The sequence below is a fragment of the Acidisphaera sp. S103 genome (assembly GCF_009765975.1).
Classification (GTDB): domain Bacteria; phylum Pseudomonadota; class Alphaproteobacteria; order Acetobacterales; family Acetobacteraceae; genus Rhodopila.
In genome coordinates this window covers 16,351-40,570 of sequence record NZ_LMUJ01000012.1, presented here as the reverse complement: position 1 = coordinate 40,570, position 24,220 = coordinate 16,351, and the positions used below count along the sequence as shown (strand labels likewise).

Below are 24,220 nucleotides of genomic sequence, written 5' to 3'. Positions count from 1 at the left end.
CTCTGGCGTTTGGCGCCACCAGTGTCGGCTTGGCCGGCGCGACGTGGACCGGATGCAGCGGCACGGCGGCGGCCTCACTTGTCACCGGGCACGTTCGGATTGGACCGTTAGGCACCTCCGCAGGGAACAGACCTGACCCGTCCGACGAACGCCGAGCCATAACCTTTAGCTTTTCAGGTTCCTGTTGGGTGGCTAGTCGCATTTTGTTATCGGACGGGGCGGGGGCGGCCAGGCTTGCGCCCGGACGCTTGCGACGCGAGGCAAAAAGTCTAGCCTGAGCGCCGGAGGCGATTGATGCGCAGGACATGCAAAAACGTGCCAACTCGGCACGCCCCAATCGGCGGCGCTCGCTTCGGGCGCTTCTGACGGGACTGGCTCTGGCGTTTGGCGCCACCAGTGTCGGCTTGGCCGGCGCGACGTGGACCGGATGCAGCGGCACGGCGGCGGCCTCACTTGTCACCGGGCACGTTCGGATTGGACCATTAGGCACCTCCGCAGGGAACAGCACAGCGTCGGCGGGTGGGGTGAGCCACAGGACCCGGAAGACGCTTTGACGACGGTACTTATAAAAAAAGTTCGTAGCCTGCGGTCGCTTGAAGCGGCCTGGCGCAACGTGCGCTCGAACGGCTTTGCCTCGAAGTCGATGGACGTTCAGAAAGAAATCCGTCAGTTCGACGAAGACGCGTACGGGAAACTTCGCTCCCTTCAGGCGCGTCTCGTCCATAACAGCTTCGAGTTTCTGCCGGCCCGCGGCGTAGCCATTCCCAAAGCCAACAAGAAAGACATTCGTCCGATTGTCGTCGCCGGCGTCGAGAGCCGCATCGTTCAGCGCGCAATTCTCGAAACGATGCAGGACATCGAGGCGCTGCAGCCCTTTTTCCGCAACCCCCACAGCTTCGGCGGCATCAAGCGCGGCGAGAATGATGAACTGGCGGCCGTTCCCGCTGCGATCAAGTCGGTCCTCGATGCGATTGGCGCCGGTGGCAGCTATATCGCTTGCGCCGATATCAGCGCCTTTTTTACGCGCATCCATAAGACCACGGTCACTGACCTGATTGCAGGTGCGGTTGATGATTCCGAGTTCATGGGGCTTTTTCGCCGGGCGATCACCGTCGAGCTTTCGAACCTGGCGGCCCTGCGCAATCTCGCCGACCGCTTTCCAACCGAGGATATCGGTGTCGCGCAAGGAAGTGCGCTGTCGCCGATGCTGGGGAACATCATCCTGGCCGATTTCGACCGGCGCATGAATGACGGGGGCTGTTGGTGCCGCCGCTATATCGATGATTTCATCGTGCTTGGACCGTCGCCGGCGAGCGTGATGAAAAATCTACGGCTGGCAAAAAGCATTCTCGGCAATCTTGGGATGCAGCTCTCGGCCGAAAAAACCTCGCCGCACGCCATTCCGGTATCGAAGGGCTTCGAGTTTTTGGGTATCGAAATCAATAACGGCTTGATACGGCCCGCCCAAAAGGCTCGGAATAAATTCGTCACAGGCCTTCGCGAAGCCTTTGCAAGCTCGCGGAAGGCGCTGATTGCCTATCGCAATGGCCAGCCTTTGCCGAAGACATCCGCGGTACTCGGCACATTGAGACGGGTTGACGGCGTCATCCAGGGATGGGGCAAGCATTACCGCTTTTGCAATGATGAACGCTGCTTTCGAAATCTCGATGCGGAGGTCGGGCAGCTCATACGCGAATATCTTGGCTTCTACTCGGATGCCCGGAAAGGCGCCGATCCGGATCGGGCCGCGCCGATGCTGGGCGTCGAATTACTCGGGGCGCAAGAGCGCACTCCTTTTGCCTGGCCAAAAATATCGGCGGAGACGGCCTAAGCCGCTTTAACCGGGCGGTGCGATGATCGTCGGATCGATAGGCCTGGTTAGGCCAGCCGTCGGAAAGAGCCCCGCCGGATCTTCCGGCGGGGCAGGGACGTTATTCCGCGTCTGGTTCCTTGCGGGGCGTGCAGACGATGCGGCCCGATAAGGTGACGCCGGGCGGGATCACCAGGTCGAAGCCGTTGCCTTTCGAGTGGGACCAGATGGCTCCGACTGGATGCCACTGCGTCTTGCGGTCGCTGCCTTCCTCGGGATCGACGACGACATAGGCGATGTGGGATGGTTTGCTGCTCATGATGCTTCTCCTTCGTGGTTGGAGACCGCCGGAGTGGGGCCTCGATGGCGACCCAGGGCGACCGGGCATCAGTGGCAATGGCCAAGGGCAAAAAGGGCGGAGCGGTGCGGGCAGGCGCGTCAGCGCCAACACGGTCTGCCGTTTTTCCCTTGCGATAGCGACGCGGTGACACGCCCGGGCGCAGGTTCGCCTGATGACGAGGCCCCTGGCGGGCGATCGATGAACGGGTAAAGAGCATCGAGGGCGGCAGGCCAGTCCGAACCCCACCAGTCGAGAAGGATGAGCGGACGCAGCACGGTCGGCAATTCCTCCCAGCTCGTCCAATGGCGCGATGAAAGGCTACGGCGCTACAGGCTCCGTCCTCGCCGCGCGACGCCGGCCGCGGCATAGGTCACGGTATCGCGGCCGACGCAACGGTTATCGGACTGGAGTTTTGCGTTGACCGTGATTATATCGATTGCGCGAGGTCTCCCTTCGCATACGCGCTGTCGTAACCTGCGGCGTAAGAGCTAATGTCAGCACAGATCGGGCGCGCCATACGATGATTGATGCGCGCGGCGTGACTGGAAAGGAGACCTCGTGCCGCTTTTTGGAGCGTTTTTTGGTGCGCCTGTTCGCGTCACCATCCCCGAGGCGCTGGCGGACGAGACATCGCTTTTGACATATCTCAACTTGAGTGGCCCCGAACTCAAGAAGATCTGGTTTTATCGCGCTCGGATGTATCGGCATTTCTCGATCGCCAAAAGTTCGACCAAAGTTAGGCTGATCAGTGCGCCCGACCAGCGGCTCAAATTCCTTCAGCGCCAACTTGCCGACAAGCTCGATGAACTTTACCGACCGAGAAACCCGGTCCATGGCTTCGTGGCCGATCGATCGGTAAAAACGAATGCGCTCTCACACCTGCATCGACGCTTCCTGCTGAATATCGATCTGGCGGAGTTTTTCCCGACGATCACCGAAAACCGTGTTCAAGGTCTCCTGATTTCGCTTGGCATCGACAGTCGCGTGGCAGACATCATTGCGCGTATCTGTTGCAATGACGGTCAGCTGCCTCAAGGCGCACCGAGCAGCCCGGTGCTTTCGAACATGATCTGCTTCCGATTGGACAAGCAACTCATGACAATCGCAAAGGACACACGCTGCATCTACACGCGCTACGCCGATGACATAACCTTTTCAAGCTACCAGCCTCCGGTGGGTCTGTTCGAAGCGACATTGCCGCCGTCCGGCCGGTTCTTGCCCGACCTGCTTACGCCCGCACTGCGGGGCGTCATTCAGCAGAACGGCTTCGTCATCAATCCAGAGAAAGCGCACTATGCCGATCGCCATTCACGGCGGATCGTGACCGGTCTGAAGGTCAACGAATTGCTCAACGTTGATCGCCGCTATGTTAGAAACATCCGGGCGACCCTTTATTCGGTTGAGAAACTCGGCGCCAAGGAAGCGGAGCAAAAATTCCACGATTCGCATGGCGGCCGATCCAGCCTTGCGGCGCATCTTCAAGGCAAGATCGCGTTCCTGACCCACATTAAGGGTCGATGGGACCCGGTCGTGCGAGGCATAACGCTACGATTCAACAAGTGCTTTCCCGAGCGTGCTTTGAAAGTCCGGCCCACTCCGCAAGAAATCCGTGGGCGATCAGTCTGGGTCGTTGAAAATGACCCGGCGCAGCAACAGGGAAGTGCCTTCTTCCTAAAAGATGTGGGCCTGGTGACAGCCGCGCATTGCGTGGAAAATACGGACGAAGTCGAGGTATATCATCCGACGAAGCCCGCTAATAAATTTGTCGCCCGCGTATCGAAAAAATGCGAGCACAGGGATCTCGCCTTGCTTGAGCATAGTATTTCCAGCACCGAATTTCTCGAACTAATCCGCTCGGAGCGAGCCGTTTCTCAGGGCGATCCTCTGACGGCTGTGGGTTATCCTCGCTTTCATGTCGGCGACAGGCTGAACGCCCGCCCAGGCAATGTCATCTCGCTGGTGGCCAGAAGCGGTGTCGAGATGATCGAGGTAAATCAAACGCTGACGCAGGGGATGTCGGGCGGCCCGGTACTCAATGGCGACGATGGGGTTGTGGGGATCATTCACAAAGGCGGTCCGGGGGAAGGTCGAGACTTTGCCGTCAGCATCGCGATGCTCAACAAATGGCTTGAGGAAAAGTGACTGAAATCCAAGCATCTCGGCCCACGTGCAGTGCTGGGCAAAGAGTCCGCACCTGGCCAGGGGCTCCGGAGGGGCAGCTATCTATCGCCTTCATGCGGGCTCGATTGGCGCCCGCGAAGGAGCTAGAGGCGGACCCGCCTGTGTGTAGGGCACGCCATAATAACTAATACATTGAATAGGTTATTATTTTCCTTGATGAATGTCAGGTTTTTGCTATATTGAGAGTCAGGTTTTTGTAACTGGCGGATTGGCCATGAGCGGACGACGGATGACATTGAGGCAGCGGATCGAGGCGCGGATTGCGAAGCGCTGCGACGACGCCTTTCTCACGCGCGAGTTCCGTGATCTTGCGGGCGAGCGTCAGGTGCTGCGCGCGCTCCGCGAACTGACCGAAGAAGGCAAGCTGATCCGCCTCGGCTATGGCGCTTACGGGCGCGCCGAGATTTCCCCGCTGACAAACCAGCCCATGCTCGCCGGCGACGGGTTCGGCGCGGTCTCGCGCGAAGTGCTGGACAAGCTGAAGATCCGTTGGGAGCCCACCACGGCCGAGCGCGACTACAACGAAGGCCGCAGCACCCAGGTGCCGATGACGCCGCGGGTGCGGCTGCGCGGCAGCCGGTTCAGCCGCAAGCTCCGTTACAAGACGATGGAGTTGACGGTTGAGCGATGAGCTGCCCGGCAATCTCCGGCCGATCGTCGATTTCTTCGGCCTGCCGGGCTCGGCGGTCGTCGCCAAGGACTTCTTCGTCGTGCGGGCGATCCGCATCCTGGCTGCGATCGATGCCGCTCCCTTCGATCTCGTCTTCGGCGGAGGCACCGCGCTGGCGCGCGCGCACCGCATCGTCCGGCGCATGTCGGAGGATGTGGATTTCAAGATCGTGCCGCGAACCGCAGAGCCGGTGAGCCGCAGCGCGCTGCGGCGGCAGCTCGATCGCGTGCGTAAAGATATCTCGGCCGCGCTGCTGGACGGCGGCTTTGCCTTCGACCTGGCCGACAAGTCGGTCGCCTGGGCGCGCGACGAAGGCCGCTACGCCGTCTGGCATCTGCCTTATCCAAGCGGGGGCGGGGCAGGGGAGGGGCTACGCCCGGCGATTAAGGTCGAGGTCAACTATGCGCTGCTCCGCCGGCCGGCCCTGATGCTGCAGGTCAGCTCGTTCGTGGCGGAGGCGACCAACCGGCAACCGGAAGTGGCGCAGCTGGCTTGCGTCAGCCTCGCCCAGACGGCGGCGGAGAAACTGGTGTCGCTCACGCGCCGTACCGCCATGGAGATGGCCGGCGCCAGCCGCGATCCGGACCCGACCCTGGTACGGCACATCTACGATCTCCACATGATGCGCGCCCTCGTCGAGCCGGCCGACATCGCCGCCCTGGCCCGCGTCATCGCCGAAACCGACGCAGAGGAATTCGCCAGCCAGTATCCAGCCTATGCAGCCGACATCGCCGGCGAAACGCGCAAGGCCGTCGAGGCCCTGCGCACCGATCCCATGCACCGCCGCCGCTACGATGACTTCGTTTCTGCAATGGTGTATGGGGAGAAACCGGATTTTGGCACAGCTTTCGGCACGGTCATGAATCTGGCCGACAAAATGATCCAACAGGGCTGGAACGGTAAGTGATGACCGAAATTTATCGCCTAACGGGGCTGAAGCGGCGGTTTCGAAAAGCTGGGGGAGGCGACCGGCACGCCGGCGAAAAGCCTCATCCGCATGCTTGGCCCGCGCGGCAATCCGCAGGCCCGGAACTTGTTCGGCATAATCGGTTTTCTGCAACGCCAGGCCGGCGTCGAGCTGCATGTGGCAGCGGGAACGACCTGACGAGCGGCTTTCGGGACTGTCATGGCCCGGCAAAGTGGGGCATAGCTTTAGTTCGTACAACGACTAAAATCCCGAGTCGTCGACTCTAAGCCGCTTGCATCTGGAGGCATGAAAGAACCCCTCGCCACCATGGCCGAAACATCAAAAATTGCCCTCAGCTTCTTCGCCTTAAAAGCAGCCGACTTCAGCTACATAGCCTATCGGAAGCGCCTTGCACCTGGGCAAGAAGCGGTTCCTGGAACGCGAAATCTGCCGGTGTCCTGCGAGGCATATGCGGAGGGGCCAGTCGAGCGGCATCGTTACGAGGTCTCGTTGCAGCCGCGGGCCGGATTCGAACAGGTCCGCGTCGCCGCCTGGGTGGATCAGGGATTGACTATAGAAGCGCTCCACACGGCGCTCGTCATCCGCACTCAGGATTCCGACTTACGGGCCAAAGTTGAACTTGAGGAAGACCGGTTTAGACGAGAGGTGGCGTTTGTCCTTGCGCAGCATGGCGACGTCCGCGAGGTGATGTGGTTGCGGGCCTACGCTTTGCAGGCCAAAGGCAAGTTCGGATTCCTTTGTCACTTCGCGCTGCGCGTGCCCAAAGAGACGGACTTAACTGCACGCCTTCGGCTGGAACTAAGTCTGACTCACAAGAATGGCCGGAGCAACCAAGATTTCTATCTCGACCATAACCAAAAACTCGAAGATTTCGTTCGGCACTACTTCGCCAATATTGCGAGCCTGACACTCCACGATGGATCGATCGTAGAGCTCGAACCCAGGCTCTCCGTTGTTAAATCATTCGCCTTGGCGCGCCGTACCTATGTTTTTCAAAATGATCGCGAGGCCGGCAATCAGTTCTTCGGCTTGCGCGACATCGGTCCTTATCGGCCTGTCGAGGCGGCCACTCGATTGGTATTCGTTTTCAAGCCAGAAGACCGCGAACAGTCTCAGCATCTCTTTCGGGCATTGCGCGGAGACCTGTATTCGACCTTTCCCGGAATGCAATCGATGTTCGGGGTTGCGATCGGACGCGAGAATGTTTCCGGGATCCCGGTGTCCGGGTTCACGAACAAGGAACTGCTTGCGACATGTGATACCCTCAAAAGGCAGTTTCCGAATGAGCACATCTTGCCCGTGGCTCTCGTACCGTTTTCGAAGCACTCGAGCGACGAGGAAACGGCCGGGTATTTTTCGGCTAAGCACGCTTTCATCAGTCAGGGGCTTGCAAGTCAGTTTGTCGACCGCAAGCAGACGCTTGATCGCAACGCGCTGAAATGGTCGATTTCCAACATCAGCCTCGCGCTATTCGCAAAAATGGGAGGGGTTCCATGGCGCATTAAGCCATCTACGAACCGCTGTCTTATCGTTGGCATTGGCCAAGCTCATCGAAGCGTCGAAAGACACATCACTCGATACATAGCCTATTCCGTTCTCGCGGATTCAGCAGGCGGCTATGAGACCATCAAGGTGTTGGGAGATTCCACGAACGAAGGCGACTATTTGCGTGCCTTGCGGCAAAACTTGCGACAGGTCCTGCAATCCCACAAGGCCCAATACGACTCATTCGTCCTGCATGTCACCTTCAACATGCGACGCCACGATATCGACGCGATCAAGGAACTTCTTGAAGAGCTTAAAGGAGAAGGGCCTAGCCACGAATTCGTAGCTATCAAATTCAACGATAAGAATGAGTTTTTTGGATTTTCCCTCGATCACAACAGTCGTGTGCCATACGAGGGCACAGTGATGCCGCTGTCCAAGCGCGAATTTCTGATGTGGTTCTCGGGCCTCGGACTCGCCGACGCGAAGGTGCCTAAGCAGCCAGAGCGGCCCGTGCATTTGAGAATTCTGTTCCCGGAGTCACCTCTTCCGGAGGCTGATTTAAAGCGTGTTCTCCAGGACGCGATGAACATCGCCGGCGCCAATTGGCGTGGGTTCAACGCCAAATCGATGCCAATTTCAGTCTATTATGCGAAAATTATTGCTACTTACTATGCCCGCTTTCGGGAAGGTGGTCTTCCCGACGTGGATTTTGAAAACGTATCTCCATGGTTCCTATGAGCAGTTCTGCAATCACTTTCAAAAAGGATGAAGTGCTGGTCCTTCTAGGGGCCGGCGCCAGCGTGGATGCTGGAATTCCGCACTCCGCCGATATGGTAAGCCAGATCGAAGCCGCCTTAGAAAATGAATGGGCGGAGTTCAAGCATCTTTACAATTACGTACGCAGCGCGATTTTTTACGCCGAAGGGATCGCCGGCCGCTACGCGAAGGATGTCAACTACAATATCGAACGCCTTGTCCAATCTCTTGACGAGTTAGCTCGTCGCGAAGATCACCCGCTCTATCCTTTTGTGGGTGCCTGGAACCCTCGTTTGCTACAAGTGGCAGGCCCCAGTTTTGAAAATATCCAGCCGTTCCGAACTAAAGTCCTTGAAAAACTACGTCGCGACTGGCTCGAAATCCGAAATTATGAAAGCGCCCGCTATTTTGAAGGGCTGTTCCGATTTCAAAAAGATCTCAATTTCCCACTTCGAGTTTTCACGTTGAACTACGACATGTGCGTTGAAAGGACTTATGACGCTTTCTATAGAGAACTTCCTGAGCGGGGCTTTGACAAAGTAACTCGGTTGTGGAGTCATGAACTTCTTGAGGAATCTGCCCCGGACGAGAAGAATTTCTATCTCTACAAATTACACGGATCTGTCGATTGGGTGAAGGCTGACGACGAAAAGCTTACATTCAGTGACAGCACTGCAAATATTAAAGTTGATGATGGTCAGATCATATTTGGCGTGATTTATAAGCTGCAATACGTAGATCCGTTTCTCTTCCTAATGTATCAGCTTCGCCGCCAGTCGCTTGCAGCCCGGTTGTTACTCGTCATCGGCTATGGATTTGCTGACGAACACGTTAATGCAATTCTCAGTCAGGCATTACGTCGTAGTCCTGGCAAAAGACTCCTCGCGGTCACCTGGTCCAGTGGGCAGGAAACCGAAGAGGTAAAACGGCTATCTTTTGAGAGCGTTATCAAGAAGCAGCTGAACTTGACTGATGAAGACGGAAAGATCGTTGTTCGAATAGCGAGAGCTAAGACATTCCTCGGCGAACAGCTTTCACTGAGCGCTGTCGCCGATCTTTTCCCAGAGGAGGAACAGCTTTTTGAAGATGTGACTCCTCCAAACGCCGCCTGATGGCGTGGCGGCGATACCGCGAATGGCGGATGAGGGGGTTATTCTCGTGATACTTAGGCCCTGAGGCAGTCTTCGGTGACAAATTTACGCGGGTCATCGACGGAAGACGGAAGACCCGGGCCGTCGACAAACCCGCCAGCCCCTTCCTTTGCAGCCACTTCCTCGTTAAGCGCCAGAAGGTAGGTGATGGGATCATCTTCGTTGGACATACGATATGCGCGGCGCACGGCCTCGTCCAGACGGTGTTGCAGTACCTTCATCGGATTGGCGCCAGGCTTGTCCAGGGTTCGGTATAGATCGCGCAGCGTTAACCCATGGCGTTCAAGCAGTGTTGCCCGCTCCTTTCGCAAGGCCAGCCCGGCCTTCGCCACCAATTCGATAGCCTCTGGCCTCGGCGCTTGCGGCCAAGGGAAACTGTCGAACACTGTATTTGACGTATACCGCCAGTCGCCCTTCATGGTTGAACACCGCGCCGTAAACCACTGCCAATGAATCCCCGATTGCAGTATCCCAAACGAGTAATCGTCATCCAACGGAAAAACAGCCAGTGAGTCATTCGGATGAATTTCGGGATGAATGAAGGTAAAAATCGGCCGTCTTGTGAGACGGCCACATGCAATATAACGGGGCCGCGCGTTGATTGCGGTCAGCATTTTTTCTCGGGCACGAAATAGGAGCCACCATTTTTCCAGGGCATTTGCGTGATCTTTTGCTATTTTCGCTCTGGGGTCTGCCAGGACCGCCTGTTCGTTCTGCTCGCGCTCTTTCTTTGCTGATGCCTGCCGATCCTTGAGCACGCGAGCCTCAACCTGGTCTAAGAGAATTTTGTAATCCTGCGCCTCATGGATGCTGCGGCGGCCGAAATCTATGACATAGCGCGAAGCTTTTCCCGTATGGGTCCCGATCAGATCATCCGTGATCAGGCAAGGAAACAGCACACACGCGAATTTTGGTTCCCTTCCGAGCAAAAGCCTGGCTTGGTTGGAGGGGATAAGAAAACCATCATGACCATGCGTCTGGCCTTGGTAACAGGCGTCAGATTTTGCATTGATGGTAAGCGTGCGTGCGTCTTTCAGATCCATACCGTAGGACAGCGCAGAATTTATAGCTTCTAGCTCACGAACCTCCCATGGGCTGCCTTGTTGGTCACCGATTTGCCGGAAAAGCCTCCGTTTGCCGCTTTGCTCGCCCTTGAGCCAATTGACGATAGAGACATGAACAACAGCATCGCCGGACCACACCTGGGTGCTGACAGCCTCAATGATGGTGCCGCCGTGATTCACGACGTAGTCCAGACCGCCGACGCGGCTGTAGTTCTGACGAATGGTGTTTGTGCCGACAAGCCCGGCGCGCTGCCCCTCCTTCAGATAGTCGTGCGTCTTTCTGATCCAATAGACACAATAATCTGCACGACCTGAGACATCGGGATAGGCAAGTCTGACCTTGTTGACATAGGCCCGCCCTAGCTCGCTGATCATCTTGTTTTTGGCCTGGAAGGGGGGGTTGCCGATGATCGCGTCGACTTCGGGCCAGTCGAAGAAAAGGGCATCCGCACAAACAACATTATCATCGAGATTATCAAGCGGAAGTGCGTCATCGTCGTGTAAGGCGAGCTCTTCCTGCGTATGTGCAAGCGTCGCCATAACTTCATCACGGGCAAGCTTTTTGGCGATCATTAAGGAAACCTTGGCGAGTTCGACGCCAAAGCTGTCATTGTCGATTCCGAAAAACTGCTTTGGCGTCGCGACGCTGATCTGCTTCGTTTGTGCCGCGAATTCCCTCGGGCTTAAGATTGTTTCCAACCGGGATAAGATGAGAAGATCGAGCCGCGCGATCTCACGAAAGGCGACATACAGAAAGTTGCCACTCCCGCAAGCGGGATCGAGAACACGAAAAGTGGCGAGCTCCCGGCGCAGGTCAGTGAGCTCTTTCATCGTCTTGGCCTTATCAATCCGTTCGGTCCATGGATGGACGATAGTCGGACCAACGATACGTTGGATGTCCGCCTCCGACGTAAAATGCGCGCCCATGGCGTGCCGCTCGCCCTTATCCATACTTTGCTGGAAGAGGGAGCCAAAAATCGCCGGACTGACTTTGGACCAATCCCGCATTGCAGCTCCATCTTCGCCGCCGATGAGATCGAGATCGGAGCGCGACAGCTCGATAGGTTCGACGGTTGAGAACAAGCCGCCATTGAAATAGCGGACGCCCCGGAACCTTCCGCCGGCGGCTGGCACATCGGAGTTCATCTGGCGGAACAGTCCGCCAAAAAGGTCATAGGAGCTCTGCCCATTCTCCTGACAATCATCAACGATGCTTTTGATCGTTCCGCGGGGTAGAAGGTCAATGTCTTCGGCAAACATGGAGATGACGATTTGAAGCACGAACCGTTGCGCCTGGATGCGCGGAATAGGTTTCGAGATCCGATGCGTCAAATTTCGGAATAATTCGGCCATCTGGGCGGCCGCTTTGCGCGAGACGGCCTCGCGATCGTTATTAAATTGCGGCTTGCGCTCATCGGGAAAAAGAAAGTTGAAGGCCGTGTATCGCTTTGCCAGATCACTGGTAGCGACCGTGTCCACGGGTTCATCAAGCTGCTTGTCGAAATCATAGATTTGGAATTCGCGAAAATTGCAGAGGACTACGTAGCGTGGCCGATTAGGGACCGCGTTTATCCAATAGTCGAACGCCTGCCGGTAGTGGAGCCGCAGCTTTTCTCCCTCTTTCTTCATTTCCAGAAGAAGACGTGGTTTCCAAATCAAGTCAGCAAAGCTGGTGGACCTGCCTTTTTTTATGCGATATTCGAGGGTGGCTCCGGCTTCTTTGTAACCCTTGTGACCGAAGGCCTGAAAAAGCCGGTCACAGAACACCTGCGCCTCTCCCTTCTCGTCACCCTGCAAGGTCGCGGCATAAGAGATAAACCTATTAATATTTTCAACCGTCTGGGACATGCAACCTTGATTACCTAACCTGCGCGTGTGACGCCATAGGGTGCTGCAAGCGGCGCCAAGCATATGTCACAGCCGAATTCTCTCAACCTCATCCTGCGTAAGCCTGTCTTGCGTGCGATCATATAGCTTGGTCGTCCGCGGGCTCTCATGCGCGGCCATCGATTGAGCGTGTTCAAGCGCGCCGCCATTGCCGAGATAAGCCGTGATCCCGGTCGCGCGGAATGTATGGTTGCCGATTGGTGCATGTATGCCGGCCGCCACGGCCCGGCGGCGGATCATGCGCCAGGCATCGGCTTGGTCCATCGGCTGCTCAGTCAGCACTGTCGCGGCATGCCTGGGGCTGGTACGGAACAGCCAGCCCTTGCGGTCTTCGGCAATGCCGGCCGTCGCAATGTAGGCATGCAGCGCCTCTGCGAGCGCATGATGGCAAGGCATTTCGTGATGCTTGCCCCCTTTCTCGTGTAACCGTAGCCGCCATCCGGCGCCCTGCGGCCGAAGATCCTCTATTTTCATCTTAAGTGCCGCGGTGATGCGCGCGAACGAATAGGTGAGGGTGGCGATCAGTGCCCGGTCGCGAAGATCGCGCACGGTCTCGGTCGGAATGCTGTCGATGAGCTTGCGCCACTCGGCGGCGTCGAGCACCGGCGTCTTGCCGGTTTTCACGACATGCTTTGGGCCGCGCACGGCCGCTGCCGGATTGGTCGGCACCACCTGGCCGGTGATGAGCCAGTCGAACAACATGCGCACGGCCGCGAGTTGCTGTTTGACGCCCGGCGCCCCGTGTTTCTCCTGAAGTTCTTTGAGCCATGCCGCCACATCGAACGGTCGGATGGTGATGAGCGTAAGACCACGATCTTCGCACCAGGCGAAAAACCGGGCGCATGCCCGAGCATAAGCTCGCCGCGTGTTGTCGTTGTTGATATTGGCGGTGAAAAATTCGACGTAGCGCCAGCCGGCCGCGTCACCGGCATCGGCGATCAGCGACGGCACTATATAGGTGTCGGATGTGGTCGTCAGCGCAGCGGGCGGGATGATGGCTGGAAGCTGGTCATCGGTCATAGGTCAGTTCATCCGGCGTTTGATGACGTAGAGCGCGCGCTTGCCCGTGTATTCCAGATGACCGAAAGCCTCGTCATCGCTACCGAAATCGATTTCCACGTAGATGCTGAGGAATATTCCACCCTCGGCTCGACCCTCAATTTCCCGGATGCGACGGGCCGCCGCGGTCACGGTGTCAAAGCTGCCGGCCTCGGTCCACTCCTTGGCGGCGTTCGTCATCCTGAGTTGCCACATTAGGTCTCCTTAGCCGGGGTTGTTTCTGTACCTTCCTACCACATCCTTTGCCCATGATAAAGGACGTTATCATGGGGAATAAACACGGGGCGGGAGAGCAGGGGGCCGGCAGGCAATCCGGACGAAATCTGTTATCAAGAATGAACGGGTGGCGACGGGGCCCCCAAAGCGCAGCAAAGGTCCGGCACGGACTAGGCCTCACCTTTTCCGATGACGCGCTCGACTTCGTTGAAAAACATACGTGGCGACCAGCCATGTAGCCAGCGGTCTAAGAGGAAGCTGTCGATCAGATGCAGGCCCAATTCGGCCGTGATCTCCGGCAACCTTTCTGCAGCAACCGAAACCGCTGCTGCTAAGCCACCTCCGACAGCTGCGGCCGCAGGGCCACCCATAAACGCTCCTATGCTGCCCCCAATCGAAGCCATAGCCACCGCCTTGGCGAATTTGCCCGGTGCCGTCTCAAAGAGCCCCTTTCTTTCGGTAACCGAATTTATGTATTCCTTCGGGAAATCAGGGCTGGCTGACTCACCGGCTGTCGTTTCCAGCCATTCGCGGAATTTGACGGCATTGCTGGTGCTGCGAAGCTTAGGTAACTGGCCTAGTGGGTCAGGTAGCTGGCGGAAAAGCTCCCTTAGGTTGGGAACATTTTCAATTTTCGAAAGCTCACCGAAGCCTTTTCCTATGTCTCTCACGGTGCGAAATCGCTCTATAGACTCCCAAAAAGGGCTAAAAAATTTATATTCCGAAAATGATGTCATCCCTTGCTGTGTCAAATACTGGTATTCGAGAAAGTCCTCTGCACACCTTGATAATGTCACCTTCTCTGCCAGTGAGAACTCATCCAACTTGCGGTTTTTTATCCCGTAACCATCAAGCAACCCACATTGCGCAGCATCATTGACACCTCGGACTGCTTGCTCTGGTAATTTCTTGTCCGGCAAGGTGTAAAGACGCAGCAATTTCTTGGCTAATTTCTTGGCCTTTTTTGCATCGAGCGGGGGGTTGAGGAACTTAAGGCCAAGATCAATCGATGCCTTCGGATCGGAATGTGCTGGGGTGCTGAGATTTCCGTGGGCAAGAGCATTCACCCCAGGAATATTCTTTTGCAGATAGACAACCGTTGGCCGCCACAGCACGAAGTGAATCGCACCTTGCTCGATAAGCGCGTCAAACGACCTCTCCCCGAGAATCGCCCTCATGAGGATGGGGATGACGACAGACTCTCCCCAGACCTTAAACGTAATTCGGTCGAACAGCATCAGTTGCTCGAAAATTGCCATTTTCTGTTCATTAAGTCGCTCCTGAAATTTAGCGATGTCCTCGGCGCTCACCGGCTGGCCGGTGATAAAATATTTTCGGCTAAAGTCATTCAGGCCCGCATGAAATATGTTTTGTGCCACGTCCGTTCCTATGTTCGCCAGTGAGTGTCGTCTCGCTCATCCGCCAGTCCCAAAACCGTCGTCTGGCGGACGTTATAGCTGGAAAACTGAGGTGGACCCCATCGGCGGGACTCTCTCTTAAGTCACCCCGGTTCCTGTCCAGCCGATGGGGTCCACCTCACTATTGATTTGGGTGACCGGATTTGTCGTTCCGTAACTCACCCTTTAAGGGACGGTTCGGGCTAACCCGCAATCCATTTGATGAAGGCGGTAATCGGCAATACAAGAAACATAAATATAAAAAAGCCAACTCCCAGAATTGCCGAATAAGAGAGAAGGACATAGAGATAAATGCCTTGGAATCGCTCAAGCACAGGCCTCCATGACTTAGGCAAAATTTCAATTATCGCCAGAAGCAAAATTTCAGCGCCGTAGGCCACGAAAAGCGGAAGAAAGATTTTACCTTCCAAAGTCACCTTGCCACACGAACCCCCATAAATGAGTTCGTTGTGGCTAAGTCGGAATGAATTGTCAAAACCAAAAAACAAGAGAGCGAAGCGTGTGTTCATTGACGAACAGCGCCACCCTTGCCCCTGATGATCGTGCAAACCTGCGTGGCTATCCGTGACGGTGTTCCCGTCCCCTGCATCATTGGCAAATCGCTCTCTCGTGGCGGTAGCATCTGCCAAAGTTGCGCGGGTCTGTCTTTTTCATAGTTAAGCGAAAAACTCCAAAAGGAGAGCCGGGAAATATCTGGCGGTGGCTCTTTGGGATTTTGTGGATAGCCGAATGATGACACGGTAATCCCGGCGCATTCCGCCGACGCTGCAAATTGCGTCTTAAGCTCTAGTTCAAAACTGTTGTAGCCCTCCGTGCTTTCCTGATCGCAAGTCGCCTCGTTCTTCCCGGCGGATTTGAACGCCGGTATGTGGCAAGGTTCTTTTGCGTAATCGACACCCCACCATCTGTCGATGATGAGGAGAGGCCCATCAGCGTGGGCGGGCGCGGTGGCCGCGAGCAGGCCGAGCATGGCGGCGAAGGCGGTGATTTTTCTGGCTGGCATGGTTGACCCTGCTTCTACACCTAGCGTCTCTCACGCTTTCGTGAGGCACCACAGTGCCGCGTAAATAGATGTTCTGTCAAAACGGACAACAAGCAACCACGCCCGCTCGCCCAACTAGCCAGGTCGCGGGGGGAAAGGGGCCGCGCTCGCGCACGGCCCCGCCTTTCTCAATATTCGGATGCAAGCATGATGGTCAGAACCCGGACGGCCTTTTGCGGATCGGCGGCATCTTCGCTGCCGTGTTCCATGTCGGGAGCGTAGTAGTCGATCTTCCAGAAAATGCGTTCGCCGTTGTGCTCGAACGCCCCGAAATCCCGCTCGCCGTGCGGATCGTTGTCCGGCGTGAAAGCGTCGAACGTCTCCACCTTCTCGCGGATCGCGGATTGATCGGCGAAAGGCAAGGCGTTGATTCCGGCGGTCTGAAAAAGCCTGCCCGCAACGCCCATAGCTGTCCGGCAGAGGTCGTTCAGTTCGGCGATTTTGTTTGTGGTGACGATCCCGGCTTTTTCTTCCTGCTCGAAGTCCTGCACGCGCCCGGTGAAGCCGCAGGCGTTGCAAGTGGCCGGGCTTGTCGGTTCAAAGTCGTGGTCGCCGTCCTCTGATTGGTCGGCGTCGGTGCCGTCTTCCATGACGCGCAGCCAAACCGTAGCTGCAATATCAATCTGATCGTCGGCCCCGCATTTTGGACAGCGGATATCGAAAAAGTTGCTCATGGCGTTTCCCTTCTTGGTTAGCTTCGGTTGCATCGGCTGATGCAGCCTTGGCCCTCGCCGAGAGCGGAGGTAGCAAGCGCAAGGGTTCGGATGCTGCTTGCAGCATTTTTGGGGGGCACCCGTTCTTACGGGGGGAGCCAAAACCGCCGTCGGCCGGTCCCTTGCGGGGGCGCGAGACGCCGGGCGTCTTAGCAACTGCCGCGTCTGCGGCGCATGTGTGCGTGAGGGGGAGTTACCCGAATGGGCGGAGACGCCTTCGGCTCCGCGTGCTCTTGCGCGTATCACCCGGCCCCGCAGGGACACGCTACGGCGGTAACCAGGTTCGGTTAATGTTTTCTACAAGCTGTTTGCTTCAACGATAGTCGGGTCCGTTCAAAAGCCCGGCTGCAACCGCGTTCGCGACGGCGGCGCGCGCGCGGATCAAAGCTAGATTTGTATACAGCTCCAAGGTCGGCAGTTTCGAACGTTCATCCGTCGCGACATTTAGAAGCATTTCCAAAGCTTCAGCACACGCGACAGCCACGTCTCTCGCCTGATCGTCAAAGCGCATGTCTTCCCTCGCATGAACCCTTTCCGCGGTGAGCATCGCCCTGTGCGCGCCCTGGCGCAACACGGCGCGGTGCTGTCGGAACGGAACTGGAGCTGGTTACAGGCAGTTCAAGCTATGGCCTCGCCGAAGGAACCCGACTGCCGCTTGTCCGTTCGGGCCTCCGTAGGCGGCAACCGATTCCAGAAAGCGCAATCCGGCCTCGGGATTAGCGACGCCTCCAGGCACGGGTTGCCTGTTCACGTCGATGCCCATCACGACGCGGCACGCCAGTATCCCCACCAGGTTGAGTGACGGGAAAGCCTGGTGAAAGGCCGCGTTCAGTTGTCCGAAAAACGGTTCGGTGGGAAGCAGCACATCGAGGAATTCATTTGCATTGAGAGGACTAAGAACGTTGGCGCCATAATCGAATATCAGCATGAGATAGAGCGATTGGTATGGCGTGAGGCCCCCCAGTTCCATGCCGACGGATTCGTCGCCCCGCGCCACCGCCCGGCGGATCTGGCCGCGCAACCAAGGCCCGTCGATCTGGGACCTGAACTCAGGCCTTTCGACGTAAAGAAAAAACAGTTCGACCAACGCCGTCTGGTCGCCGAGTTCGGCCTCGCGGCGCAAAACCTCCATGGCGCGCACCGGCTGCATCGTCAGATTTGTGAATTCCTGAAGCTGCCGGTTCTGCTCCCCTAAATTGAGGCGAATAAGCGCGAGCCACGCGCTGAGCATGGGAACGTTGGCGTTTTCCACGCGGACCAATCGGTCATAGACGAGAGTCTGCTTGTCCACGGCGGATGGATCGGAGATCGATGCAAGGTTTGCGAGAAGAAACTCGGCGGATGGATCGCCAAGCTCTGCGGCCTGCGCCAATAGGGCTCTATCTCTTGCCCCCCGGTCCTGGCTAACGCCGATTAAGATATCGGTGATGGCCGCGCCTCTCAGAACGGAGGCCGTGCGCACACCGGCATCGAGCGCATCGTTGCAAGCCCTCCGGGCATTTTCCAGATCGACGGCTTGCCCGCGAGGACCGGGAACGATAGGCAGCTTGCCGCTGGAATGAACCGGGACGGACCCGGCGATAATACGCATGTCGCTCATCGCATCGCACCGCGCGGCGAGCACGTCCGCGTTCTGCGCCGTCGTTCGAGCATAGGCAGCACGGGCGAACAGACTTTGAGGGTCTGCGGAGCCAAATCGAACGGGCACGACCGGCATCGACGCCCCTTCCCGATAAACCGGTATCTGTCGCGCTTGCGTGCCTTGCAGGACCTCCGACGCTAGGGCGGTATGCATATCCTCGATGCGGTCCCACCTGCGGTTCCAGATCGTTAGCAAGGCAGCCGTATAATAGCCGTCCGCGCCGGCCGCCGGCTCAAGGGCAACGGCTCCGAACTGGGCCGCGAAGCCTATGAAGGTATTGTCCGGGACTTTCTCTTCGAGCAGGCCCCCAGCCTGGCCGTCTACGGCGTCGCGGCAAGCATCGACGAACATGATCGTCAAGCCCGCACCGGATGATGCGAGGTTCTGGGCGATTCCGATGAGACCGCCCTCGGCGGCTGCGTTTGCGCGCTCGGGATCGACCTTCCCGGGGTCCCAATTCACGGGGGCGAGATAACTATGGCCGCCGCGAACATAGCCATGGCCGGAAAAATAGACCACGACCACGGCGCCGGGATTTTGCTGAACCGCACGATCTGTCTGATCGAGCAACTGATCGAAACGCTCGCGATTTACGTCCAGCTGGGCCCCTCCCCCGACGATCTGAAACCCGCTCTGCCGCAATACGGCGGCGACGTGCTGGGCGTCCGACTTAGCGGTCTTGAGCGGTATCAGGGGACCGCCATAGGCGCCGTTGCCGATCACCAGGGCGATGCGCGGCGCGATCCGAAGCGCGGCCACCTTCGGAGCTTCCACCGAATCGAGAACGGCGATAGATCCTCCGGCACCCCCGCCTCCGGATACGCATGAGGCCAGCGCGATGAGCAAACCCAAAGCGAGGAAGGCGCCAAGATGCCTAAGTCTTGTCATGCATACGCTCCTACTCATAAGATTCCGTGGCCTGTGAGGTCAGTTCTGGGCGTCCTGCAAAATGATATTGACCCGGCGCAGCAGCCGAAGCGCCCCCAGTGGGTCTTTAGCGAAGGCCTTGGCAAAGGCCGGGTTTACTTCTAACTGGCGGCGTTCGGCCGGGCTTGGCGATACGGCATCCCCTTTGGGGGTATCCTGCCGCCGTGTGCTGTCCACATATCCCTGCAACGGGCTGCGGCCGATGGGGGTAAACGACTTGTTGTCATTGGCAGAGGGTGGCGTTTGGCCGTTTCCGAGAAGGACCTGGAGCTGGGTCTCGACGCTGGCCAGCATCGTCGGCGCAACCGCGTGGAGCCGAGTGCCGAGCGGCCCCTGGTCTAGTAAAGGCGTGGGACTAGAGGGGGCGGCCCAACTGGCCGCATGGACGGAAAGAACGAGTATGACGATCCGCAATGTGCGGGAGCGCAGCATTTGATCCTCCATCGGGCTCGCCGCTTCTCGCCGCTCCCGCGTCGGCAGGCGCGTTTGCCCTCTCGTCTATCGATCACCGGGTTATTGCCGCCGGTCCGGGGCATTTAAGCCTTGTCCGGCGCGGCCTCGCAACTCATCCCCGAACCGCAGCGGTCGAGTGACGACGACTACTTGCCTGTGGCACGCCTGCGCCTACGCGCGGCGGATCTGCCTTTGCACGCTGGACTGAAAAACTTACGGCAAGGCATTGCCGAGGGCCGCGCGGAGCTGTTGCAGGCTGCGGAACTTGAGCTTCGGACAGCGGTCGCGGCAGCGCGTGCGGTCCATCCGGCAACCTCGGACACAACAGCCTTCGAATGGCGGGTGACCATCAATCGCGCCATTATCCTTCGCCGTTTGGGCCGGCCCCGGGACGCCGTGAACCTGCTGGAGGAAATTCGGGAAAACCTGACACCCGCGACCGTTTGGCCGGATGCTCCGCGCGCGTTGGATACGCTCGGCTCCGCTTATGCCGAGCTTGCAAGACAGGACGCCGTTCCCGATCACGGTCGAGCCGAATACAGAACAAAAGCCATTGACGCCTACACGTTCGCGCTGACCTTACTCGGCCCGGTGATCGTGAAGACATCCGCGGAGCGCCGCGTATTGCGCGTCCGGATTCTCAGTAATCTGGCAGCGACTTATCACGAGGACGGGCGCCCCAACGAAGCTCTTCCCATCATCGACCAGGCGCTCGGTCTGCTACGCCCCCACGAAGAGGACACATTAGACTGGAGCCTGGCCTGGGCCCGCACCCGGCGTGTGCAGGCGGAATGCCTGCGTGCTCAAATGCAGAAGAGCTGGCTGCACGAAGGAGAAAACGTCGCCATCCAGACCGGGCGCAGGGCCGTCGAAATCCTGGAGGAAGCCCGGGATACCCTTCCCAGAGGAAAGGCCGCAGCGGATTGGAATCAAATCACGGTTGTGCTCGCCCTGACCGAACGGGATGTGGGAGGCGCGCTGGCGAAATCGACGGCTGATGAAAAGAAGCGCGAAGGCGTTCGCCGGCTGTCCGGCGCGGTTCGATTATTCGGCGAGGCATACCCCTATCTGGCAAGTATCGGGAAAGGAGAAAGCGTCTTCCAGGAGATCGTGATCACCCTGGAAGGGGTACTTTCCCTGCCCTTCATGCCGGAGCTTCATCGCGATCGGGCCCCCGAGCTTTGGGCGGAAACGGTTGCTGGCATAGGAGGAATTTTTCATCTGATTGGCAGCTTTAGCCAAGCGGCGCCATTGTATTTGCAAGTTCTTCCGCGCCTTATGCTTAATATCCGCCCCGCTCTTGCCGAATACATCATGCAAGTATTTCGCGATAGCGGGGTTTTTACGCTATATAGTGATATGGCCTTGGGGAAGGACTTGATAACCGATATTTGCTCGGTCCTCGATACTCATGGAATAGCACCTGAGAGTAGAGCTTCCGCATGGGTGGAGATCGGCACACGCCTCGGGCTGAATTTACGGGGCCAACTGGAGCTGGCCGCCCGTTCGACGACCGGCCGCATTTCGACAAGCAACACGGACGGCGGCTCCCCGGATCAGCTGCTGAGCGCCACGGTTTCAGAGGCAGTCCAGACGACAAAACGCGCGAGAGCAAAGCCGCGCCTGAAATGGGGCAAGGACAACCGGCTGGACGAAAACCCGGCTGCTTTCGCGTGGCGGGCGTATCAGACAGAAGCTAAGGCCGGAACACTGCATCGGGGGGTGATCGGACATGAGGATAAGCCGCTCGCTATAAAGCTGGCGAACTGGCTGCGTTCGAACCCAGTACCGGACGGGATCGACATTCCGACAAAGCCGGAATGGAATACGCGCCAACTCGCAAAAGCCAAAGAGCCGCCGCGTGACGTGCGGGGGTGGAGTTCCGAAGCGAGCCTAGCTCAAGCAGCGCGATACCGCGCCCATAAAGCGGCCCTCACGCCGAAGTGAACATTAACACGGCGTGAAAAGTTTCTCGCCGTGTTTTTCTCATGTAGCCTCCCGCGAAAGTGGAGGGTTGAGCAATGGCGCGTCGTCCCGACTATCTCGTTACCGAATACACCGTTGTCACTATCGAACCGACTGAGCCTCCGAAGCCGGAAGGCGGCATTGGCTGGCTGCTGCTGCTGCTCGTCGCGATTGGCGTCGTCTTGCTGTTCGCTTTCGGTCACTGACCGATGGCACCGAAACCGGACTACCTCATCACCGAATACCGGGTCGTAACCGTCGAGCCCGTCACCCTGATCGCGCCGCCTGCTCCTAAGTCGCAAAGCCGCGGCGAATGGGGGGCTTATTTCGCGTTCCTCTTCTGCCTGTCCCTTATCGCCATGATGATCGGCGGGATCGTTGCCTGCTTCGAATTTTACCCGGTGCAGTCGATCATCGTCACCGTTGCCGGGATCTCGGTCATCGCGTGGCTCGTCGTCAGGGCTCGTGCGCGCAAGGCGTCTAAGTCATGAGCGCGCACCGCGAAATCGCCGCCAAGCCGTGGCGCATGGTGCGGGGGCTGTCATGAAGTTCGAAGACAATTTCTCGTTCGACAGGTTCGATTACAAACCTCGCAGGATTTTTCGCGGCCGCGTTGGTCGGTTCATCGCCTTCGCGATGGGGTACGGTCGCCCCTTCGCAGCGGTTTTAGCCGGTCTCGTCGTCATCGATGTCGGCATGGACCTTTTCGTCCGTGGCGATTTTTCCCCGCTCTGCTTTTACGGCGGAATGATCGCCACTCTACTCGTCCATTGCATGGCGTTTGTTTATACGCACCCGGCGCAATTATGTGGCCTTGCTTTGGCCTTTGCGGGTTGCTGCCTTTTAGTGAGGGCGTCCAAATGGATCACCTGAAACTTTACGGCGGCCGCCCTTCTGCATCCGAAAGCGTCCCCCCCGAAATTCGCTGGTGCGATTGCCTATGCGAAGCCGAGGATTGCCGAGGGCCACAGCCCGATCTGTTCCGCGATGCGCCGCTATGCCGGTTCGCGAATTGGCGATTGATGGTGCCGGCGTCATCCGGTGACCCGTCCGAGGTGCCGACGTCATGAGAAGCCCTATCATCCTGGTGGCGGCGGGGATCTTGCTCGCCGGCTGCGTATCGAACCCGACGCCGCCGGTGCCGAGCTTTGCGAGCTACGCCCAGCCGCCGAGCTTCCCCTCTTACCACTACACCCCGCCGCAACCCGCGCCCTACGTGCCGGCATGCTGTGACGGTGGAACGCGCGAAGCACCGAGCTATGAACTGCCGCCGCTCGTTGCGGCTCCGACCGTGCGCCAAGCGCCGCCGCCAGATCCTGTGCAGCGGGCGGCCGTTTCGACGCCACCCCGGCCGGCCATCAACCCGGATAATTCCGATTGCGCCGGTTGGTGGCGTATGTCGTTGCTGTGGTGCGGATCATGAGCCGCGATGTCGTCACGCGGCCGGTGATCCAGTTGCCGGCTCTAGCGGTCACGCCGCCCGCGCGAGTGTGGGCGCGCATACCGATGACATGCAGCGTCGAAGGCGTCTCCTTCATCGGTCTTGTCGGCCGCGACCGGAACGGCAACGCGGTGCTGACCGGATCGGAATTGGCGAAACGCGGAAGCGCCCGCAACGGCGGCGCGGTCAATCCGTCGGCCTTCACTTTTGGCGGCGCGGTGCGTGATTGGAATTGTCCGATCTGCGGTGTTGCGCCTGGCGCGCGCGATGCCTGGGGCTGCGGCAGTTTCGACTGCCCCGGAATGCGCAATGTTCTGCACTGCGGCGGTCGGTTAGGTCGCCGGGTGCATTGCGCCTGCGGCCGCTTCGTCGAACGGACGATGACCAGCGACACCTTAACCGTTTCGGTCGAGCGCCCCTGCCGCGCCGAGGGCCGCCGCTATCCCGGTTGTCCGCTGGACATCATCGGTCTCGGTCATCTTGAGCGTCCCTCTCTGCCGCCGCCGCAACCTGCGAGACTCGCTTTCAGGAGAAAGTAAGACAATGAAGAAATACTTATTCTCGGTAATCGTGTTCTTCCGGCTCGGCGGGATCTACGCCTGGTTGGTCGTCGCCGGCTGGCTGGCGGTGCCGGTGATCCTACAAACGCTTATTCATCCTCGTGATGCTGTGGGTCTGCGCTATTTCATCGAAGGCCTGCCGCAACCGCTTCTCTATTCGACACGCGGCCTCGTGACGGGTGTCGTGTTGACGGTCTTCGTCGCCGGCCTTGTGATCTTCTCGCAGATCGTTTTCCGCGTGTTGATTTGCCGGAAGATGCAGGCTCGGCTGCGGCTTTCCCCGCTCGCCGCGATCCTGATCGGGATCATCGGCAATGCCACCTGGTATTTTTCAACCGGCTACTACGATTCGACCGGCGCATTCGCCGGTGCTGTGCCGGGTCTGCTGATGTTCATGCTCGATCACTGGGTGGAGAAGACGGCAGCGGATTTCCTTTTCGGTCCCAACGACGCGCCCGAGGCCGACGAAGTGTTCGATTACGCCGACCTGGCTGGCGACTAACGAGCCG

24 protein-coding genes are annotated in these 24,220 nt (G+C 58.3%); 13 read left to right on the top strand and 11 right to left on the bottom strand.

From position 1 onward, the window contains the following. Positions 1-550: 550 nt before the first annotated feature. Positions 551-1,831 (top strand): reverse transcriptase domain-containing protein, encoded by a 1,281-nt coding sequence (locus GSQ89_RS00655; RefSeq protein WP_158920966.1) that lies wholly within the window; start codon positions 551-553, stop codon positions 1,829-1,831. A 100-nt stretch (positions 1,832-1,931) separates the two neighbouring features. Here GSQ89_RS00655 and GSQ89_RS00650 read toward each other — a convergent pair whose 3' ends face one another. Further along, a complete protein-coding gene (locus GSQ89_RS00650) occupies positions 1,932-2,129 on the bottom strand; it encodes a hypothetical protein (protein ID WP_158920964.1) in 198 nt (65 codons plus the stop codon). Between the two features lie 579 nt (positions 2,130-2,708). On the opposite strand from GSQ89_RS00650, the gene GSQ89_RS00645 reads away from it, so the two are divergent. The 5 genes from GSQ89_RS00645 to GSQ89_RS00625 all read left to right on the top strand — a co-directional run bounded on the left by GSQ89_RS00645 (position 2,709) and on the right by GSQ89_RS00625 (position 9,285). Further along, positions 2,709-4,292 carry a trypsin-like peptidase domain-containing protein gene (locus GSQ89_RS00645; protein ID WP_158920962.1) on the top strand — a complete coding sequence of 528 codons (1,584 nt, stop codon included), beginning with the start codon at positions 2,709-2,711 and terminating at the stop codon, positions 4,290-4,292. Positions 4,293-4,545: 253 nt separating this feature from the next. Further along, positions 4,546-4,962 carry a conjugal transfer protein gene (locus GSQ89_RS00640; protein ID WP_158920960.1) on the top strand — a complete coding sequence of 139 codons (417 nt, stop codon included), beginning with the start codon at positions 4,546-4,548 and terminating at the stop codon, positions 4,960-4,962. Beyond that, the gene (locus tag GSQ89_RS00635) at positions 4,952-5,908 is read left to right on the top strand and encodes a nucleotidyl transferase AbiEii/AbiGii toxin family protein (protein WP_158920958.1); all 957 of its coding nucleotides are present in this window, start codon (positions 4,952-4,954) and stop codon (positions 5,906-5,908) included. Before GSQ89_RS00640 ends, GSQ89_RS00635 begins: the two co-directional genes overlap by 11 nt. A 306-nt stretch (positions 5,909-6,214) precedes the next feature. Then, positions 6,215-8,155 carry a Piwi domain-containing protein gene (locus GSQ89_RS00630; protein ID WP_158920956.1) on the top strand — a complete coding sequence of 647 codons (1,941 nt, stop codon included), beginning with the start codon at positions 6,215-6,217 and terminating at the stop codon, positions 8,153-8,155. Beyond that, on the top strand, positions 8,152-9,285 hold the full coding sequence (locus GSQ89_RS00625) for an SIR2 family protein (RefSeq protein WP_158920954.1): 1,134 nt from the start codon (positions 8,152-8,154) through the stop codon (positions 9,283-9,285). The genes GSQ89_RS00630 and GSQ89_RS00625 overlap by 4 nt, the downstream gene beginning before the upstream one ends. A gap of 53 nt (positions 9,286-9,338) precedes the next feature. Here GSQ89_RS00625 and GSQ89_RS00620 read toward each other — a convergent pair whose 3' ends face one another. The 10 genes from GSQ89_RS00620 to GSQ89_RS00575 form a co-directional block, all read right to left on the bottom strand. Continuing rightward, positions 9,339-12,236 carry a DNA methyltransferase gene (locus tag GSQ89_RS00620; RefSeq protein WP_158920952.1) on the bottom strand — a complete coding sequence of 966 codons (2,898 nt, stop codon included), beginning with the start codon at positions 12,234-12,236 and terminating at the stop codon, positions 9,339-9,341. A gap of 66 nt (positions 12,237-12,302) precedes the next feature. Beyond that, the gene (locus GSQ89_RS00615; protein WP_158920950.1) at positions 12,303-13,295 is read right to left on the bottom strand and encodes a tyrosine-type recombinase/integrase; all 993 of its coding nucleotides are present in this window, start codon (positions 13,293-13,295) and stop codon (positions 12,303-12,305) included. A 3-nt stretch (positions 13,296-13,298) separates the two neighbouring features. Further along, positions 13,299-13,514 carry a hypothetical protein gene (locus GSQ89_RS00610; protein WP_158920947.1) on the bottom strand — a complete coding sequence of 72 codons (216 nt, stop codon included), beginning with the start codon at positions 13,512-13,514 and terminating at the stop codon, positions 13,299-13,301. 206 nt (positions 13,515-13,720) lie between these two features. After that, positions 13,721-14,929, bottom strand: coding sequence for a hypothetical protein (locus tag GSQ89_RS00605; RefSeq protein WP_158920945.1), 1,209 nt, complete (start codon positions 14,927-14,929; stop codon positions 13,721-13,723). 221 nt (positions 14,930-15,150) lie between these two features. Further along, complete coding sequence (locus tag GSQ89_RS00600; RefSeq protein WP_158920943.1) at positions 15,151-15,477, bottom strand: hypothetical protein; 327 nt, start codon at positions 15,475-15,477, stop codon at positions 15,151-15,153. Beyond that, complete coding sequence (locus tag GSQ89_RS00595; protein WP_158920941.1) at positions 15,474-15,971, bottom strand: hypothetical protein; 498 nt, start codon at positions 15,969-15,971, stop codon at positions 15,474-15,476. The genes GSQ89_RS00600 and GSQ89_RS00595 overlap by 4 nt, the downstream gene beginning before the upstream one ends. A gap of 167 nt (positions 15,972-16,138) precedes the next feature. Then, positions 16,139-16,684 carry a DUF3768 domain-containing protein gene (locus GSQ89_RS38970; protein WP_254073019.1) on the bottom strand — a complete coding sequence of 182 codons (546 nt, stop codon included), beginning with the start codon at positions 16,682-16,684 and terminating at the stop codon, positions 16,139-16,141. A gap of 352 nt (positions 16,685-17,036) precedes the next feature. Then, positions 17,037-17,234, bottom strand: a complete 198-nt coding sequence (locus GSQ89_RS00585) for a hypothetical protein (RefSeq protein WP_158920940.1) — start codon at positions 17,232-17,234, stop codon at positions 17,037-17,039. Positions 17,235-17,330: 96 nt separating this feature from the next. Continuing rightward, a complete protein-coding gene (locus tag GSQ89_RS00580) occupies positions 17,331-19,253 on the bottom strand; it encodes a caspase family protein (RefSeq protein ID WP_158920938.1) in 1,923 nt (640 codons plus the stop codon). Positions 19,254-19,292: 39 nt separating this feature from the next. Beyond that, positions 19,293-19,724, bottom strand: a complete 432-nt coding sequence (locus GSQ89_RS00575) for a hypothetical protein (protein WP_158920936.1) — start codon at positions 19,722-19,724, stop codon at positions 19,293-19,295. A gap of 111 nt (positions 19,725-19,835) precedes the next feature. On the opposite strand from GSQ89_RS00575, the gene GSQ89_RS00570 reads away from it, so the two are divergent. The 7 genes from GSQ89_RS00570 to GSQ89_RS00540 all read left to right on the top strand — a co-directional run bounded on the left by GSQ89_RS00570 (position 19,836) and on the right by GSQ89_RS00540 (position 24,213). Beyond that, positions 19,836-21,692 carry a hypothetical protein gene (locus tag GSQ89_RS00570; RefSeq protein WP_158920934.1) on the top strand — a complete coding sequence of 619 codons (1,857 nt, stop codon included), beginning with the start codon at positions 19,836-19,838 and terminating at the stop codon, positions 21,690-21,692. 74 nt (positions 21,693-21,766) lie between these two features. Continuing rightward, on the top strand, positions 21,767-21,916 hold the full coding sequence (locus GSQ89_RS00565; protein WP_158920932.1) for a hypothetical protein: 150 nt from the start codon (positions 21,767-21,769) through the stop codon (positions 21,914-21,916). A 3-nt stretch (positions 21,917-21,919) separates the two neighbouring features. Further along, positions 21,920-22,201 carry a hypothetical protein gene (locus GSQ89_RS00560; protein WP_158920930.1) on the top strand — a complete coding sequence of 94 codons (282 nt, stop codon included), beginning with the start codon at positions 21,920-21,922 and terminating at the stop codon, positions 22,199-22,201. Positions 22,202-22,253: 52 nt separating this feature from the next. After that, the gene (locus GSQ89_RS00555; protein WP_158920928.1) at positions 22,254-22,583 is read left to right on the top strand and encodes a hypothetical protein; all 330 of its coding nucleotides are present in this window, start codon (positions 22,254-22,256) and stop codon (positions 22,581-22,583) included. Between the two features lie 193 nt (positions 22,584-22,776). Beyond that, positions 22,777-23,133 carry a hypothetical protein gene (locus tag GSQ89_RS00550; protein ID WP_158920926.1) on the top strand — a complete coding sequence of 119 codons (357 nt, stop codon included), beginning with the start codon at positions 22,777-22,779 and terminating at the stop codon, positions 23,131-23,133. Continuing rightward, positions 23,130-23,690 carry a hypothetical protein gene (locus GSQ89_RS00545; RefSeq protein WP_158920924.1) on the top strand — a complete coding sequence of 187 codons (561 nt, stop codon included), beginning with the start codon at positions 23,130-23,132 and terminating at the stop codon, positions 23,688-23,690. The genes GSQ89_RS00550 and GSQ89_RS00545 overlap by 4 nt, the downstream gene beginning before the upstream one ends. Before the next feature lie 4 nt (positions 23,691-23,694). Then, positions 23,695-24,213: a hypothetical protein gene (locus GSQ89_RS00540; protein ID WP_158920922.1), complete on the top strand. Its 519-nt coding sequence runs from the start codon at positions 23,695-23,697 to the stop codon at positions 24,211-24,213. The last annotated feature ends 7 nt before the right edge of the window (positions 24,214-24,220 follow it).

Excerpts from the sequence above, each read along its gene's own strand:
- GSQ89_RS00650 (WP_158920964.1), bottom strand. The coding sequence starts at position 2,129 with ATGAGCAGCAAACCATCCCACATCGCCTATGTCGTCGTCGATCCCGAG.
- GSQ89_RS00640 (WP_158920960.1), top strand. The coding sequence starts at position 4,546 with ATGAGCGGACGACGGATGACATTGAGGCAGCGGATCGAGGCGCGGATT.
- GSQ89_RS00630 (WP_158920956.1), top strand. The coding sequence starts at position 6,215 with ATGAAAGAACCCCTCGCCACCATGGCCGAAACATCAAAAATTGCCCTC.
- GSQ89_RS00625 (WP_158920954.1), top strand. The coding sequence starts at position 8,152 with ATGAGCAGTTCTGCAATCACTTTCAAAAAGGATGAAGTGCTGGTCCTT.
- GSQ89_RS00620 (WP_158920952.1), bottom strand. The coding sequence starts at position 12,236 with ATGTCCCAGACGGTTGAAAATATTAATAGGTTTATCTCTTATGCCGCG.
- GSQ89_RS00615 (WP_158920950.1), bottom strand. The coding sequence starts at position 13,295 with ATGACCGATGACCAGCTTCCAGCCATCATCCCGCCCGCTGCGCTGACG.
- GSQ89_RS00610 (WP_158920947.1), bottom strand. The coding sequence starts at position 13,514 with ATGACGAACGCCGCCAAGGAGTGGACCGAGGCCGGCAGCTTTGACACC.
- GSQ89_RS00600 (WP_158920943.1), bottom strand. The coding sequence starts at position 15,477 with ATGAACACACGCTTCGCTCTCTTGTTTTTTGGTTTTGACAATTCATTC.
- GSQ89_RS00595 (WP_158920941.1), bottom strand. The coding sequence starts at position 15,971 with ATGCCAGCCAGAAAAATCACCGCCTTCGCCGCCATGCTCGGCCTGCTC.
- GSQ89_RS38970 (WP_254073019.1), bottom strand. The coding sequence starts at position 16,684 with ATGAGCAACTTTTTCGATATCCGCTGTCCAAAATGCGGGGCCGACGAT.
- GSQ89_RS00585 (WP_158920940.1), bottom strand. The coding sequence starts at position 17,234 with ATGCGCTTTGACGATCAGGCGAGAGACGTGGCTGTCGCGTGTGCTGAA.
- GSQ89_RS00580 (WP_158920938.1), bottom strand. The coding sequence starts at position 19,253 with ATGACAAGACTTAGGCATCTTGGCGCCTTCCTCGCTTTGGGTTTGCTC.
- GSQ89_RS00575 (WP_158920936.1), bottom strand. The coding sequence starts at position 19,724 with ATGCTGCGCTCCCGCACATTGCGGATCGTCATACTCGTTCTTTCCGTC.
- GSQ89_RS00565 (WP_158920932.1), top strand. The coding sequence starts at position 21,767 with ATGGCGCGTCGTCCCGACTATCTCGTTACCGAATACACCGTTGTCACT.
- GSQ89_RS00560 (WP_158920930.1), top strand. The coding sequence starts at position 21,920 with ATGGCACCGAAACCGGACTACCTCATCACCGAATACCGGGTCGTAACC.
- GSQ89_RS00555 (WP_158920928.1), top strand. The coding sequence starts at position 22,254 with ATGAAGTTCGAAGACAATTTCTCGTTCGACAGGTTCGATTACAAACCT.
- GSQ89_RS00550 (WP_158920926.1), top strand. The coding sequence starts at position 22,777 with ATGAGAAGCCCTATCATCCTGGTGGCGGCGGGGATCTTGCTCGCCGGC.
- GSQ89_RS00545 (WP_158920924.1), top strand. The coding sequence starts at position 23,130 with ATGAGCCGCGATGTCGTCACGCGGCCGGTGATCCAGTTGCCGGCTCTA.
- GSQ89_RS00540 (WP_158920922.1), top strand. The coding sequence starts at position 23,695 with ATGAAGAAATACTTATTCTCGGTAATCGTGTTCTTCCGGCTCGGCGGG.